Genomic DNA, 13,757 nt, shown 5'->3' with positions numbered 1-13,757 from the left:
AGGGGGAATGCAGTATGAGTGCTGTGAAGAGAAATCCAGTTTACCCAGAATTAAGATATAACTATTCGGGGGACAAAAAAGCAACCTATCTTGGAATGTTTTGGAAAATCGGGTTATTACTAATTGTTCTTTTTATTTCGATTTATTTTGGATACACGTTTGCAAGTGAACCAACTTATGTAAATATTTTAATCTATATCGGAGTGACACCAATCACTGCATACATAGCTCTTAGGCTTGCCCTGAAAGTAGAACCATTAACTGCACTTTTATCATTTGTTTTCTCAACTACATTCGGAATTACTCTTGGGTTTATTATCCGCTTAATTTACCGAGTTGGAGAGGATTCGATATTGCTAATAGCAATATTTACAACAATAATTGTGTTAGTTGTCTATTTAATAATCTTCTTAATCAAACCACTTCGAGTTCAAAATTCGATGTATCAAGGTATGATAGGAATGTTCTTAGGAATAGCATTTTCAATAGTGGGAAGTTTAGGTTTGGATTATTTAAATATAACTTACTCTTATGATCAGTTATTTCTAATGGTTCCTATATTTAGTTTTCTTGCGGCAATCTTCTATACAGTAGATTTTAATAAAATCAATACTTTAGTCGAGGCTGATGCACCAAAACTTAAAGAATGGAACTTAGCATTAGGGTTACTACTTACAATAGTATGGGTATATATAAGAATAGTCGAACTGATTTTGTATATCATTTATAAAAACAATCAGAGAAGAAAAAGAAGCTAATAATCAAAGATATTTACTTATAAAACTTGAATAATAAAACAAACTGCTTTATAATTATAAAGAAATTGAAGACATAGAATTAGTACTTAAAAATTATTAATTACAAGAGAAGAGTATATGATGCTGGAATTACTCAATTAATAACTTAAGGAATTCATCTATCGAGAGATGCTAATCACATCCGCTTGTCCGCGTTAAAGACATAAGAGTGCCTAGAAATATCTAGGAACTAAGGTGGTACCACGGATATTTTAGTTCGTCCTTATTTTAGGACGGACTTTTTTTATATAAAAGGAGTGAATTAAATGAGTGTTTTAGATAAACTAAAAGCAATTCAAGAAAGTGCATTAGAAGATATCAAAGTTATCAAATCAATGCATGAATTAAATGATGTTAAAGCGAAATACCTTGGTAAAAAGGGTGTCTTTAGTGATGTCATGAAACTAATGAAGGATTTACCAAACGAAGAAAGACCATCATTTGGTAAAATGACAAATGAAACAAAACAAGTAATTCTCAAATATATTGAAGAACAACGTACTCTGATTGAAAGAGTAAAAGTTGAAGAACAACTTTCAAAAGAAACAATAGATGTTACCTTGCCAGGTAAAAGAATGAGTTCAGGAAACCGTCATCTACTTACGCAAGTAGTAGAAGAGTTAGAAGACTTATTTATTGGTATGGGGTATGAAATCATGGAAGGACCTGAAGTTGAAACAGATGAATACAACTTCGAAAAATTAAACCTTCCAAAAGATCACCCAGCTCGTGATATGCAAGATACATTCTATATCACTGAAGATACACTTCTAAGAACTCACACATCTCCTGTACAAATTCGTACAATGTTAGAAGTTGGAGGAACCGAGCCAATTAAAATATTATGTCCCGGAAAAGTATATCGAAGAGATGATGATGATGCTACTCATAGTCATCAGTTCATGCAAATTGAAGGTTTAGTAGTTGATGAAACAACTTCGATGGCTGACTTAAAAGGAACACTATTAGAAGTCGCAAATAAAATGTTTGGTGAAGGAAGAGATATTAGATTAAGACCATCATATTTCCCATTTACTGAACCAAGTGTAGAAGTAGATATAAGTTGCCATAATTGTAATGGTAAAGGATGTAATATTTGTAAAGGTACTGGATGGATAGAAGTTTTAGGCGCAGGAATTGTTAATAATAACGTATTAGAAGCTAGTGGTTATGATAGCACTAAATATCGAGGGTTTGCCTTCGGGATAGGTGTTGAACGTATGGCTATGTTAAAATACGGAATCAATGATATTAGACAGTTCTATACAAACGATCTACGATTCAACAAACAGTTTAAGAAATAATGGAAAAAGACTTAGTCCTGATAATAAATGGTGCTGGTACAAACGGTAGTGAGCTAAAATCTTTATACAAAGAATTAGCTAGAAATGAAAAGTACTTCGTTTACTACCCAGGAATTATGCCAGGAGCATTTATTGGAACTCATTTCCCAAAATCAACAACCAAAAACTTTATTGAATTTATTGATTCTACCATGGAAATTGTAAATCAACAAGAATTCAAGAATGTTTACCTAATAGGATATAGCTTAGGAGCTTCTACCGCCGCTATAATGGCTTCTAGAAGCGACAAAATAAAAAAACTTATCCTCATCGCACCAATCGTTAAAAATCCTAACTACAGTAAATTTCTACGAGGATTATCATTCAGTTTATCGTATTCAAAGAACTTAACACGAGTTCAAAAAATATTCTATAGTGAATTTATTAAAAGATTTATAAAAGTCCCAAAAATTCATATTTGGCACTTACAAGTATATCTTCACTTTACAAAGAATTATTTAAAGAAAATAGACAAACCAACATTAATTATCGAGACAATCAATGATGAATTAGTAAAAAGAAAAACAATCGATCAAATCGAAAAAAATATGGACCATCAAGACTTTGAAAGATATAAAGTAGACTCATCACATTTCTTATTCTTTGATCGTGATGTAAGAGACGATGTTATCAATAAAGTTAAAACATATTTAGAGGAGGAGTAAAGATGAAAGTATCATTAAACCATCTAAGAGAATTAGTAAAGACTGACATTAGTGCACAAGAATTAAGTGAACTATTTAATCTTCACTCAGGTGAAGTAGAAGAATATTATCAATTAGCAACAGCATCAAATGTTGTTGTAGGACATGTGTTATCTAAAGAACAACATCCTGACGCTGACAAACTAAGTGTTTGTCAAGTCAATATTGGTGGAGAAACTTCACAAATTGTTTGTGGAGCACCTAATGTTGATCAAGGCCAAATGGTTATTGTGGCTAAACCAGGCGCAGTTTTACCAGGTGGGTTCAAAATCAAAACTTCGACAATAAGAGGTGTAGAATCAAACGGTATGATTTGTAGTTTAGCTGAACTGGGTTTAGATAAGAAATTCGTTTATTCTGAAGGAATCGAAGTTATCAAAGAAAAATGTGAACCAGGAGATAACCCTCTAGAAGTTTTAAGCTTAATTGATGAGGTAATGGCTTTAGATTTAACACCTAACCGTGCTGATTTACTTAGTGTAATGGGTGTTGCTTATGATACCGCAGCTATTCTAGATGTTGAACTAACTCCTCGTAAAATCTGTATTAAAGAAGCAGCAAAAGAATGTACAGTAAAAATAGCTATTGAAACTGAAAATTGCACTTCATATTACGCCCGTATTATTGAAGACATTGAAGTTAAAGAATCACCACAATGGATGAAATCAAGATTAATTGCTAGTGGTATCCGCCCAATTAATAACGTTGTTGATATTACAAACTACGTAATGTTAGAAACAGGGCAGCCTCTTCATGCTTTTGATTATGACACTATTACAACAAACAAGATATCTGTGCGTATGGCAAACCCTGGTGAGATACTTAAAACATTAGATGAACAAGACCGCACTTTAACTGTTGACGACATCGTTATTACTGATGGTGAAAAAGCAGTTGCACTTGGTGGAGTAATGGGTGGATGTAGTACAGAAATTACTGATACTAGTAAAACCGTGTTACTTGAAAGTGCTAACTTCAACCCAAGCAATATTAGAAAAACATCAAGAAGGTTAGATCTAAGAAGTGAAGCTTCAACTCGTTTTGAAAGAAAAATAGATCCAAAAAGAACAATTCTTGCTTTAGAACTAGCAACAGAATTGTTCCAAAAATATGCAGCTGGTAAGGTTTTAAAAGGACATCAAGCAGTTGATAATATTGATTACACAGAAAAAGTAATCACAACTTCAACAAAGCAAATTAATGATAATTTAGGTTCTAACTTATCCAACAATGAAGTAATGGATATATTAAGAAGACTAAACTTCGATGTAAAAGAAGATAAAAACAATTTGCTAGTTACACTTCCAACAAGAAGACAAGATATGACAACATATCAAGACATCGTTGAAGAAGTAGGTAGAATTGTTGGTTACGATAAGTTACCACTAACTTTACCTAAGACTGTATCTAAAGGATTCTTATCTCCTTCTCAATTATTTAGAAGAGAACTTATAAGTAAACTTACTGGTTTAGGTCTAACAGAAGTAGTTACCTACTCATTAGTAAATGAAAATAGAATTAACGATTTTACAAAAGAACCATCAACTTCAACAAGAGTAGCTCTCCCAATGAGTCTAGATAGAAGTACACTAACTTCTTCACCACTAGTTGGAATTATCGATGTTTTAAAATACAATATCAACCGTAAGAACAATGATATCTTCGTCTTTGAATTAGGGAAAAGATATAATGAAAGTGAAAAACTTGTTGTATCAGGAGCTCTAACAGGAGTGATGTCACAAACACTTTGGCAAGGTAAAAAAGAAGTAGTAGACTTTTTTACTGTCAAAGGAATTCTCGATACATTATTTGATAAACTACATTTAGGTCACCTAGAATATGAAGTAAGTAAAGACTACAAAAACTTACATCCAGGTCAAACAGCTATTATAAAAGATAGAAGTGGTCAGGTAGGGTTTATTGGTAAACTTCATCCTGAATACGCTAAAGATCATGACTTAAAAGATGTATATGTCTTTGAATTAGAAATAGAAAAAATGGATCAAGTAAAACGTGTTCTAAAAAAAGTAAAAGAAATTAACAAATTCCCAGAAATGACACGTGATATCGCAATTGTCTTAGAAGACACAGTTTTAACTAAAGATATTCTCGATGCGATTAATAAAGCTGGAAAAAGAATGTTACTATCAAGTGAAGTATTTGATTTATACAAAGGTACACCACTAGATGAGAATCAAAAATCATTGGCTATTAAATTAGTGTTTAGCGATCCAAAGAGAACTCTAGAAACTAAAGAAGTAGATCAAAGAGTAAATGAAATCTTAGGAGTACTTAAAGCTAGATTTAACGCTGAACTAAGATAGGATTGTTTTAACTACATTTATATTCATAATAAAAGTCATATTAGAATTTTATCTAATATGACTTTTTTATTTTCTAATCATCTAAAAGATCAAATACTTCGAAAAGTATGGGATCTGTGACAATAAACCAATTAGCAGCAAAGTATTCATCTATCGTGTATATGCTGCTTCTACCAATATGAACTTCCTTTGACTCGGGGTAATACAACAAATCCTGTAAACCTCCGCTAACTTCAACAAAACCACCTGTCTCATCATAATGAATCAAAGTATTGCCAAGTCTGTAGTAAGGTGTTCCTGCTTCCAAAGTTCTTACATAACCTTCTGATTTCAGATAGAACTCAGCACATTCTAGTCCTGTTAACAAGGTATATTCTACTGGACTTAAAATTGTTTGATCAATATCTACAAAAGTTACTGTAGAATTTGCAGAATCAGTTATATATTCTACCATTGTAAAATAGTGGTCCTCAATATATAACTTAACAGTCGCTGGATATTCGAAATCCAAGTATACTTCAATGTAGCCATCATTAATGGTAGCGGTAACTTCAATACATGATATTAGGAAATTGATATCTATATCAATCCAACTTAATTCATCAGATTCAAACTTCTCGATTGCATAGTATAATCCATCTTCTTCATACAAGTCGTAATACTTATCATTTTTAATCTGATATTTATCGAGCTTATCAATATACTTGAAATCATCAGAAATTTTTATTGCATATTCAGTTACTCCTGTTTCACCTCTGTCAGTGCGAAACATCATCGTTACATTTTCGATTCTCTCCATATTATAAATCGCCTTTTCAACATCGTTTAATGATTCATAATCACGTGGAGCATCATCTCCAATGACACCATTATCAGGATTTTCTCCTGTATTGGTACTGTCTGTATTGCCAAACTCATCACAACTTATTAAAGTGAACCCACTTATAAATATTATTACTAGCATTATTATTCTTTTCATAATATCCCCTCCAACATAATTGTATAATTTTTTTAAAATGAATTCAATCATAAAAAAAACACAAAACTAATTTGTGTTTTTACTCAAATATATCTATTAATTCAGGATATAAATCGACACTAGCATATGCAATTACGCCATCATCAAATTCAACGAAAGTTACCAGTTTATCTTCGTCATCCTCAACAATACAAGAACTACGATATAATAATGTTCCGTAATTAGTCTCGATTAAGATTGTTACTGGGCTATCTGTTTCACAGAGATCAGTTGAATCTTCTAGAAATATAAAATCATATTCAGCAACTGCAGCAATAACTAAACCAAAGACTTCATTACTTTCAGTTGTAGAATTGAATTTAGAATCATATTGTACTCTCTCTTCAAAGATTGTTGTAATACGGGAAATTGTATAATTGTCTAATTTAAATGTTTTTGGTTCACTTGTGCAAGAAGCAAGTGTAATTGTCAATATAAATAATGCGATAATAGTTGTTATTTTCTTCAAGTGTTTTCACCCTTTCTTCTTGTAAAATGTATCATATTTCGGATTAATAAACAATAATAATCCATAAACTACAAAAATTTATATGTAATCTACATATTATAGAATAAATTCTTAACTAATTTTGGTATTTCTTTGTTAGTGAATCCTGAGTATGGAAAGATTACACTATTAGTTTTCTTAATCTCTTCATATTTTAGATAGTAGCGATCACAGTTTCTTGTGAAGACACCTTTAGAAGATTTGCCTTTAAAGTCTAAAACAACGTGTAAGTTAGACTCTGTACCTCTAACTTTGAATTGCTTCTTTTTATTATTCTTAGTTAAAGCGTTAATCATTACTGCGTTTTTCTCTTTATATAAGTTAAATAGTTTTTTGATATGTCTTTGGAATAAACCATCTTTCATATACTGGGCTAATGATAACTGTTCTAACTTTGATACACCTTGTGAGAAATCCATAAATCTACCTTTATAGATATTGTATAAATCAAGTGGTAAAACCATATAACTAACTCTTATTGAAGGGATTATAGTTTTACTAAATGAACCAACATAAATAACACTTCGACCATCATCGTAACTATAGATTGCTGGGATACTATAACTATTGTATCTAAAGAAGAAGTTGTAATCATCTTCTATAATGTATGATTTATTCTCATGAGCCCACTTTATAATTTTGTTGCGCTCTTGAGCTTTTAATACTTCTCCAGTTGGGTAGGTATTAGAAGGTGATATATATAAGAAATCTGCCTTTAACCTAGCGATTTCAATGGTGCTTTTTCTAGGCTTCAAACTATAGCCGTATCCTCTAAAGATATTCATAGCTTTAGGGAATTCAGGAGATAGGTATGTCACTGTCTTTTTATTTGTAATAGAAAGTAAGATATTAAGTAAAGACTGAATCCCGGGTCCAACGATAATTTGATTAATATCACATTTTACATTACGCTCTTTTAATATGTACTTTCTTATTTCCTCGCGAAGCTCATATTCTCCTCTTGGATCAAGCGTTTCGTACAGTTTCTCTGATTGATAGTTAAATACTTTATTAACAGTTGCCTTATAAGGTTTCATATCAAAAAGGTCTTCTGTAAGCTTGTTGTTCTCAGATTTACGGTAATCAATAGGTTCTATATATTTACGGTATCTTTCCTTTTCAAGAATATGGACATCCATAACGATATATCCACTTCTTGGAATACTCTTGATATATCCTTCAACCATTAGCTGATTATAGGCTTTTTCAACAGTAGTCGTGCTTATATCAAGACGTTTAGCTAAAGAACGTACACTTTCCAATTTTGAGTTTTTCTTGTAATCATTTCTTATGATTTTATCTTTGATATCTTCATATAAGGATTGATATAACGGGATATTCATTTTAGACATGTGACCACCTCAAAATAATATTTTTTGCATATTTTTATATATGCACGTTTCCATTATAATACAGGTGACTAAGATTTTAAAGGAGAATTCATATGACTAATAGAAAAACAATTCAAATCGTCGCAAGTGCGATGTTTATTGCACTAGTTGTTGTCGCTACATTTATCAATGTTCCATTCCCAGGAGCTGCCGGTGGACTTGTCCATTTAGGAACCTTAATGATGTTAATCATCGCAATGCGTTTTGGTAAACATTACGGGGCATTAGCTGGAGGTATTGGGATGACTATCTTTGATGTACTAGGCGGATGGTTAGCTTGGGCACCAGGAACTTTTGTTGTTAGATTACTAATTGGGTTTGTTGTTGGTTTAATTGCACATGATAGTAAATTAGGACAAGGTAAGAATATATTAAAGAATATTGTAGCTTGGACAATTGGTTTAGTGATCATGGTAGTAGGTTACTACTTATATGAAGCAATCTTCATAACTACATTTGAGGCTGCGCTACTAAGTATTTGGGGTAATATACTTCAGTTCATCATCGGATTACTAGCAATTCCTGCAGTTTTCTATGCAATGAACAATAAGACATTCGACGACGTAGAATCAAAACTATAGACAAGCACATTTGCTTGTCTTTTTTTTAGCTATAAGCCATATTTATTATTATAATGAGTTATGTGATACAATTAGTAATAAAGACAAATAATAGGGGAGGACTTATGCATATATTTATAACCGGTGGTACAAGAGGTATTGGGCAAGGTATTGTAAAAGAGTTCTTAAAAAAAGGTCATCAAGTTTCATTTACTGGAACTAGTGAAAATAGCATTAAAAAAGGGCAAGAAGGATTAAACGGTGAATATCTTGCGCTTGTTTGTGATGTTAGATATAAAGATATGATTACAACAGCTATGAAATTTGCTGTTGATAAGTTCGGTGATATTGATGTTTGGTTAAATAATGCTGGAGTTGATCAAGAAAGATTGACAGTTTCCGAATTACAGGAAGATGAAATTAAAAGAGTTGTAGAAATCAATATAACCGGAACAATGCTAGGAACTAGTGTTGCTTTAGAGCAAATGAAGAAACAAGGCCAAGGAATGGTTTACAATTTTGAAGGACTAGGTAGTAATAACATGGCTATTCCTAAAACGAGTATATATGGTACTTCCAAAAGAGCTATTACTTATTTCTCAAAAGCAGCTAGAAAAGAAATAAGAGATTACCCAAATATATATGTTGGGACAATTCAACCAGGGATGGTTTTCACTGATTTACTATTACATAACTTAGGTGATGAAGGAATGAAAGTAGCCCGTGTTATCGGTAACGATGTTGAATATGTTACAACCAGAATTGTTACAGGAATCTTGAATAAGAAGATGAGAATTAATATTATGAGCAATGCTTTACTTATGTGGAGATTTATGACTAGTCCATTTTCAAAAAGAAATAAACATATAAAATAAAAAAACAGGAGAAATCCTGTTTTTATTTTTTATTTCCTTTAATATATAAATCTGTTCCAACAATTTCACAACAACCATCAATTAATCCCTTATAAGATTCAAAGTACTTATTATTTTCACCATCACTAGTTCCAACTAATGTTACTTTCTTATCATGAAATTTATGGTCTAACAGAAAAGTTCTCATAACAGCATTTACTTTTCCAGCCCAGACCGGAGACACTAATACGATTTCCTTATATTTATCAAAATCGATTCCTACATGAACATATTCAACACGTTTCTTAAATGTTGTTTTATACCCATACATTAGCATTTGCATAAAAGTAGATTTATATTGCTTCACAGGTTTAACTTCATATCGATCACCATCGAATGAAAAAGCAACAGTCTCACTTCGTTTTTTATTACTATTTGAATGATAGATAATAGCTTTCATAACACCCTCCATTTTCTTTGTTCTATTTATTATAACTTATATAACTAATATGTTATAATGTTTTTGGTGATAATATGAAGAATATATTTAATTTTACGCTTAAAGAATTACAACTTGAATTCGTTGGAAAAGGCTTTAAAAAATTCAACTCAAGACAGGTCTTTGAGTGGGTTTATAAAAAACAGGTTTTAAGTTTTGATGACATGAGTAATCTTAGTAAAAATCTAAGAACTTTCCTAAGTGAAAATTACTCTTTCTTTAACATAGGTGTTAACTCTCATCAAAAAAGTAAAGATGGGACAGAAAAATTCTTGTTTGAATTAGAAGACGGTAATTTAATTGAAACTGTCTTAATGAGACATAATTATGGAAATAGTGTTTGTGTTACAACACAACTAGGTTGCAACATAGGTTGTACTTTTTGTGCCTCAGGGTTACAAAAGAAAAAAAGAGATTTAGACGCTTATGAAATTGTCTTACAAGTTCTAAAAGTTGCTGAAGTAACTAAGGAAAGAGTAAGTCATGTAGTAGTAATGGGTATTGGTGAGCCATTTGATAATTATGAAAATACAATGAAGTTTATTGATATTATCAATGAACCTTATGGCTTAGAAATTGGAGCTAGACATATCACAGTTTCGACAAGTGGTATTGTACCAAAAATACATCAGTTTAGTAATGAGTCTAAACAAGTGAATTTAGCAATAAGCTTACATGCATCTAATAATGATATTAGAAGTAGTATTATGAAAATTAATGATGTTTATCCAATTGAAATGGTTATTGATGCTGCTCGTAATTATGTATTAAAGACGCACCGTAGAATTACTTTTGAGTATATTTTACTTGATGGAATTAATGATGAAGTATGGCAAGCCGAAGAACTAGCTAAATTGATTCGAGGAATTAACTGTTATGTCAACATAATTAGATATAATAGTGTCGAAGAATTTAGTTATAAAGGAACTCCAGAGGATAAAGCTAGAAGATTCCATCAAAGACTTTTAAATAGAGGAATCACAGCAACATTAAGAAGAGAAAAAGGTGGCGATATTGACGCTGCTTGTGGACAACTTAGAAGTAAAAAAATCTAAGTGAGGTGGTTGAAGTGGATTATAGAAATACTATAATTACAACAAAAAGGCTATCGCTAATCCCGATAACTTTTGATCATACTGATGTTTGTTTTTCAAACTTCACTAAAGATATCGCTAAATACATGTACCCACAACCAAGTAATAATAAAGCTGATACAATAGACTTTATTAGTTCATCAGTTAAAACGATGAAAGAAGGAACCAACTTACAATTAGTTATCAAACATCGTCATACTGATGAATATTTAGGTAATGTTGGACTTCATCATTTAGATACAGCCACACCTGAACTAGGAATATGGGTAAAAAAAGATGCTCATGGTATTGGTTATGGTAATGAAGCAATCGTCGCTATAATCGAATGGGCTCAAAAGAATATTGAATTTGAGTATCTAAAATATCCCGTTGACAGAGGTAATATCTCAAGTAGGAAAATACCTGAAAGAAACAACGGTGTAATAAAAAAACAGTACGTAACTAAGAACGCTATTGGTAAAGAATTAGATATCGTTGAATACTGGATTTACAAATTAAATAAATAACGAGAAATCTCGTTATTTTTTTATTGACATGCGCTTACAAAATCACTACACTAATACTGTATATAAATATTACTATATAGGAGTGATCACTTTGGATAGTTATACGGCAAAGAAAATACTTGATTCTAATCTTACTAAAACAATGGGTTGTACAGACATTGGTGTTGTCGGATATATTGCCTCAATCGGGGCATATATTTTGCGTAATAAAAAGATTAAATCTGTTGATTTAGTTATGAGTGAAGAACTCTACAAAAACAGCGTTAACGTTGGTGTTCCAGGACTTAGAAAAAGTGGTTTAGATAAAGCTTTAGCTTTAGGTATTCTTCTAAAAAATCCAAAGAAACAGTTAAGTGTTTTTGAAAGTGTAACCAACGATGATATTGAAAAAATTGAAGAATTGTTAAGTGAAATAGATGTTACTATTTCACATAAGAAATTTGAGGATACAGTTTTATATGAGGAACTATATTTAACTTCAGTTGATGGGGACGAAGCTCGTATTATTATTAAAGATTTTTATGATAATGTCGTTAGTGTAATTAGAAATGGTGAGAAATTAGCTGAGTTTGAAAAAGATGCTTTAATTGGCAGAGTTAATAAACATAAAATTGAGAATTTTGATGAAATCTTAGATTTTGTTAAAGAAGAGGATTTTACTGGTTTAGAAGAATTATTTGATATTGCTAAAATCCAATATGATAATGCCCGAGAGGAAATTAAAAAAGAAGGCGGAGAATACTTAGTAGAAAACCTAAGAAACGCACAAAAAGACTGTTTATATGATTTATCTAACTTCTTAAGGAAACATGTTAGTGTTCCTTCTAAAAAACGTATGGTGGGAGATATTTACACAGTATACGGAGTTGCTGGTAGTGGTAATCTTGGTATTGGTACATTGATTACACCAATGTTCTTAAGTGATGCCCTACAACTATCTAAAAAAGAGACAGAGAAATTAATAGTTCTATCATTTTTAACTAGTGTTTATGTAAAACAAGAAATGAATGTCGTAACAGTATTATGCGGAACTGGTCATGCAACCGGTTGTAGTAGTGCTGCTGTTACAGCATACATCAAGAATGGGACTAGAGCTCAGATTAAAGAGGCAATAAACCTATATCTTTCTACTTCAATGGGATTTGTTTGTGATGGTGCTAAAATATCTTGTACTTATAAAGTATCATTTGCAGCAATGAACGGAATGATTTCAGGTAAAATGGTTATCGATCATCGCAATGTCTGTGATGGTGTTGGTTTAAACAAAGTTGATATTGATAAAACGATAAAGAATTTAGGTAAATTAAATAACGAAATCTTGCATACAGCAAATAAGGGAATAATCGAATTAATTTAAAGGTGTGAAAACACCTTTTTTATTTGTTTAAAACTAGATAAAAGTGCTATAATAAATTAAACGATACAAGTAATTAAGGGTATTTAAAGGAGGATAACAATGAGTATAAAACTAGAAAATGTAACAAAAATTTACCAAGCTGGTGAAGTTGAAACAGTTGCTTTGAAAAATGTTGATTTAGAAATTTTAGAAGGTGAAGTTGTTGTTTTATTAGGACCATCAGGTAGTGGTAAAAGTACAATGCTAAATGTTTGTAGTGGGTTAGATAACCCAACAAGTGGTACTATCACTATTGATAATGAGGTTATTAGTGAAATGAATTCAAAACAGTTAACTAAATTTAGAAGAGATAACTTAGGATTTATCTTCCAACAATATAACTTACTTCAAACTTTAAGTGTTAAAGAGAATGTAGAAGTAGGTAGTGAAGTAAGTAATGATCCTTTTATGGTTGAAGAGATTATTGAACAAGTAGGATTAACTCCGAACATTGATAAGTATCCTTTTCAATTATCAGGAGGAGAACAACAAAGAGTATCAATCGCAAGAGCGGTTGTTAAGAAACCGAAAATCATGTTTTGTGATGAACCAACTGGAGCTTTAGATGAGGAAAACGCAAAAGAGATTTTAGGTGTAATTCAAAAACTTAATGAAACATATAATACTACAGTAGTATTAATTACACACAACCCTAGTATAAGTGTTATGGCTGATCGTATTGTTAAACTTAATAGCGGAGAAGTTGTTGAAGTTATTATTAATAAAGATAAAAAAGATGCTAAAGAAATAGTCTGGGGTTAAG

14 protein-coding genes and 1 other annotated feature are annotated in these 13,757 nt (G+C 31.4%); of the genes, 10 read left to right on the top strand and 4 right to left on the bottom strand.

Features of this window, described 5'->3' with window-relative positions; genetic code table 11:
- Positions 1 to 14: 14 nt before the first annotated feature.
- The 4 genes from KQ51_RS08625 (at position 15) to pheT (ending at position 5,168) form a co-directional block, all read left to right on the top strand.
- Entirely contained in the window at positions 15 to 758 is a 744-nt protein-coding gene (locus KQ51_RS08625) for a Bax inhibitor-1/YccA family membrane protein (RefSeq protein WP_038471253.1), read from the top strand.
- Positions 759 to 817: 59 nt separating this feature from the next.
- Positions 818 to 1,025: a binding site (T-box leader), on the top strand.
- Positions 1,026 to 1,063: 38 nt separating this feature from the next.
- Positions 1,064 to 2,101, top strand: a complete 1,038-nt coding sequence (gene pheS, locus KQ51_RS08620) for a phenylalanine--tRNA ligase subunit alpha (RefSeq protein ID WP_038471251.1) — start codon at positions 1,064 to 1,066, stop codon at positions 2,099 to 2,101.
- Positions 2,101 to 2,805, top strand: a complete 705-nt coding sequence (locus KQ51_RS08615) for an alpha/beta hydrolase (protein ID WP_038471248.1) — start codon at positions 2,101 to 2,103, stop codon at positions 2,803 to 2,805. Before pheS ends, KQ51_RS08615 begins: the two co-directional genes overlap by 1 nt.
- 2 nt (positions 2,806 to 2,807) lie before the next feature.
- Positions 2,808 to 5,168, top strand: coding sequence for a phenylalanine--tRNA ligase subunit beta (pheT, locus tag KQ51_RS08610; RefSeq protein WP_038471246.1), 2,361 nt, complete (start codon positions 2,808 to 2,810; stop codon positions 5,166 to 5,168).
- Between the two features lie 73 nt (positions 5,169 to 5,241).
- On the opposite strand, the gene KQ51_RS08605 is transcribed toward pheT, so the two are convergent.
- The 3 genes from KQ51_RS08605 to KQ51_RS08595 form a co-directional block, all read right to left on the bottom strand.
- Positions 5,242 to 6,147, bottom strand: a complete 906-nt coding sequence (locus KQ51_RS08605; RefSeq protein WP_038471243.1) for a hypothetical protein — start codon at positions 6,145 to 6,147, stop codon at positions 5,242 to 5,244.
- A gap of 79 nt (positions 6,148 to 6,226) precedes the next feature.
- Complete coding sequence (locus KQ51_RS08600; protein ID WP_038471241.1) at positions 6,227 to 6,655, bottom strand: hypothetical protein; 429 nt, start codon at positions 6,653 to 6,655, stop codon at positions 6,227 to 6,229.
- 89 nt (positions 6,656 to 6,744) lie between these two features.
- Entirely contained in the window at positions 6,745 to 8,046 is a 1,302-nt protein-coding gene (locus KQ51_RS08595) for a PLP-dependent aminotransferase family protein (RefSeq protein ID WP_038471238.1), read from the bottom strand.
- Positions 8,047 to 8,138: 92 nt separating this feature from the next.
- Between KQ51_RS08595 and KQ51_RS08590 the strand changes: the two genes are divergently transcribed.
- Both KQ51_RS08590 and KQ51_RS08585 read left to right on the top strand, forming a co-directional pair.
- Positions 8,139 to 8,666 (top strand): ECF transporter S component, encoded by a 528-nt coding sequence (locus KQ51_RS08590; protein WP_052609416.1) that lies wholly within the window; start codon positions 8,139 to 8,141, stop codon positions 8,664 to 8,666.
- A gap of 104 nt (positions 8,667 to 8,770) precedes the next feature.
- The gene (locus KQ51_RS08585; protein WP_052609414.1) at positions 8,771 to 9,520 is read left to right on the top strand and encodes an SDR family oxidoreductase; all 750 of its coding nucleotides are present in this window, start codon (positions 8,771 to 8,773) and stop codon (positions 9,518 to 9,520) included.
- 22 nt (positions 9,521 to 9,542) lie between these two features.
- Here KQ51_RS08585 and KQ51_RS08580 read toward each other — a convergent pair whose 3' ends face one another.
- Complete coding sequence (locus KQ51_RS08580; protein ID WP_038471235.1) at positions 9,543 to 9,959, bottom strand: hypothetical protein; 417 nt, start codon at positions 9,957 to 9,959, stop codon at positions 9,543 to 9,545.
- Between the two features lie 74 nt (positions 9,960 to 10,033).
- Here KQ51_RS08580 and rlmN point away from each other — a divergent pair, with 74 nt between their 5' ends.
- The 4 genes from rlmN (at position 10,034) to KQ51_RS08560 (ending at position 13,756) form a co-directional block, all read left to right on the top strand.
- Positions 10,034 to 11,053 (top strand): 23S rRNA (adenine(2503)-C(2))-methyltransferase RlmN, encoded by a 1,020-nt coding sequence (gene rlmN / locus KQ51_RS08575; protein ID WP_038471232.1) that lies wholly within the window; start codon positions 10,034 to 10,036, stop codon positions 11,051 to 11,053.
- A gap of 14 nt (positions 11,054 to 11,067) precedes the next feature.
- Entirely contained in the window at positions 11,068 to 11,598 is a 531-nt protein-coding gene (locus KQ51_RS08570; RefSeq protein WP_038471229.1) for a GNAT family N-acetyltransferase, read from the top strand.
- A 91-nt stretch (positions 11,599 to 11,689) separates the two neighbouring features.
- Complete coding sequence (locus tag KQ51_RS08565; RefSeq protein WP_038471226.1) at positions 11,690 to 12,955, top strand: L-cysteine desulfidase family protein; 1,266 nt, start codon at positions 11,690 to 11,692, stop codon at positions 12,953 to 12,955.
- 99 nt (positions 12,956 to 13,054) lie between these two features.
- Positions 13,055 to 13,756 carry an ABC transporter ATP-binding protein gene (locus KQ51_RS08560; RefSeq protein WP_038471223.1) on the top strand — a complete coding sequence of 234 codons (702 nt, stop codon included), beginning with the start codon at positions 13,055 to 13,057 and terminating at the stop codon, positions 13,754 to 13,756.
- Position 13,757 lies beyond the last annotated feature (1 nt).

Source organism: Candidatus Izimaplasma bacterium HR1, from assembly GCA_000755705.1.
Lineage (GTDB): Bacteria > Bacillota_I > Bacilli_A > Izemoplasmatales > Izemoplasmataceae > Xianfuyuplasma.
Note: the sequence above shows the minus strand (reverse complement) of the source record. Positions and strands in the feature narration are given on the sequence as shown.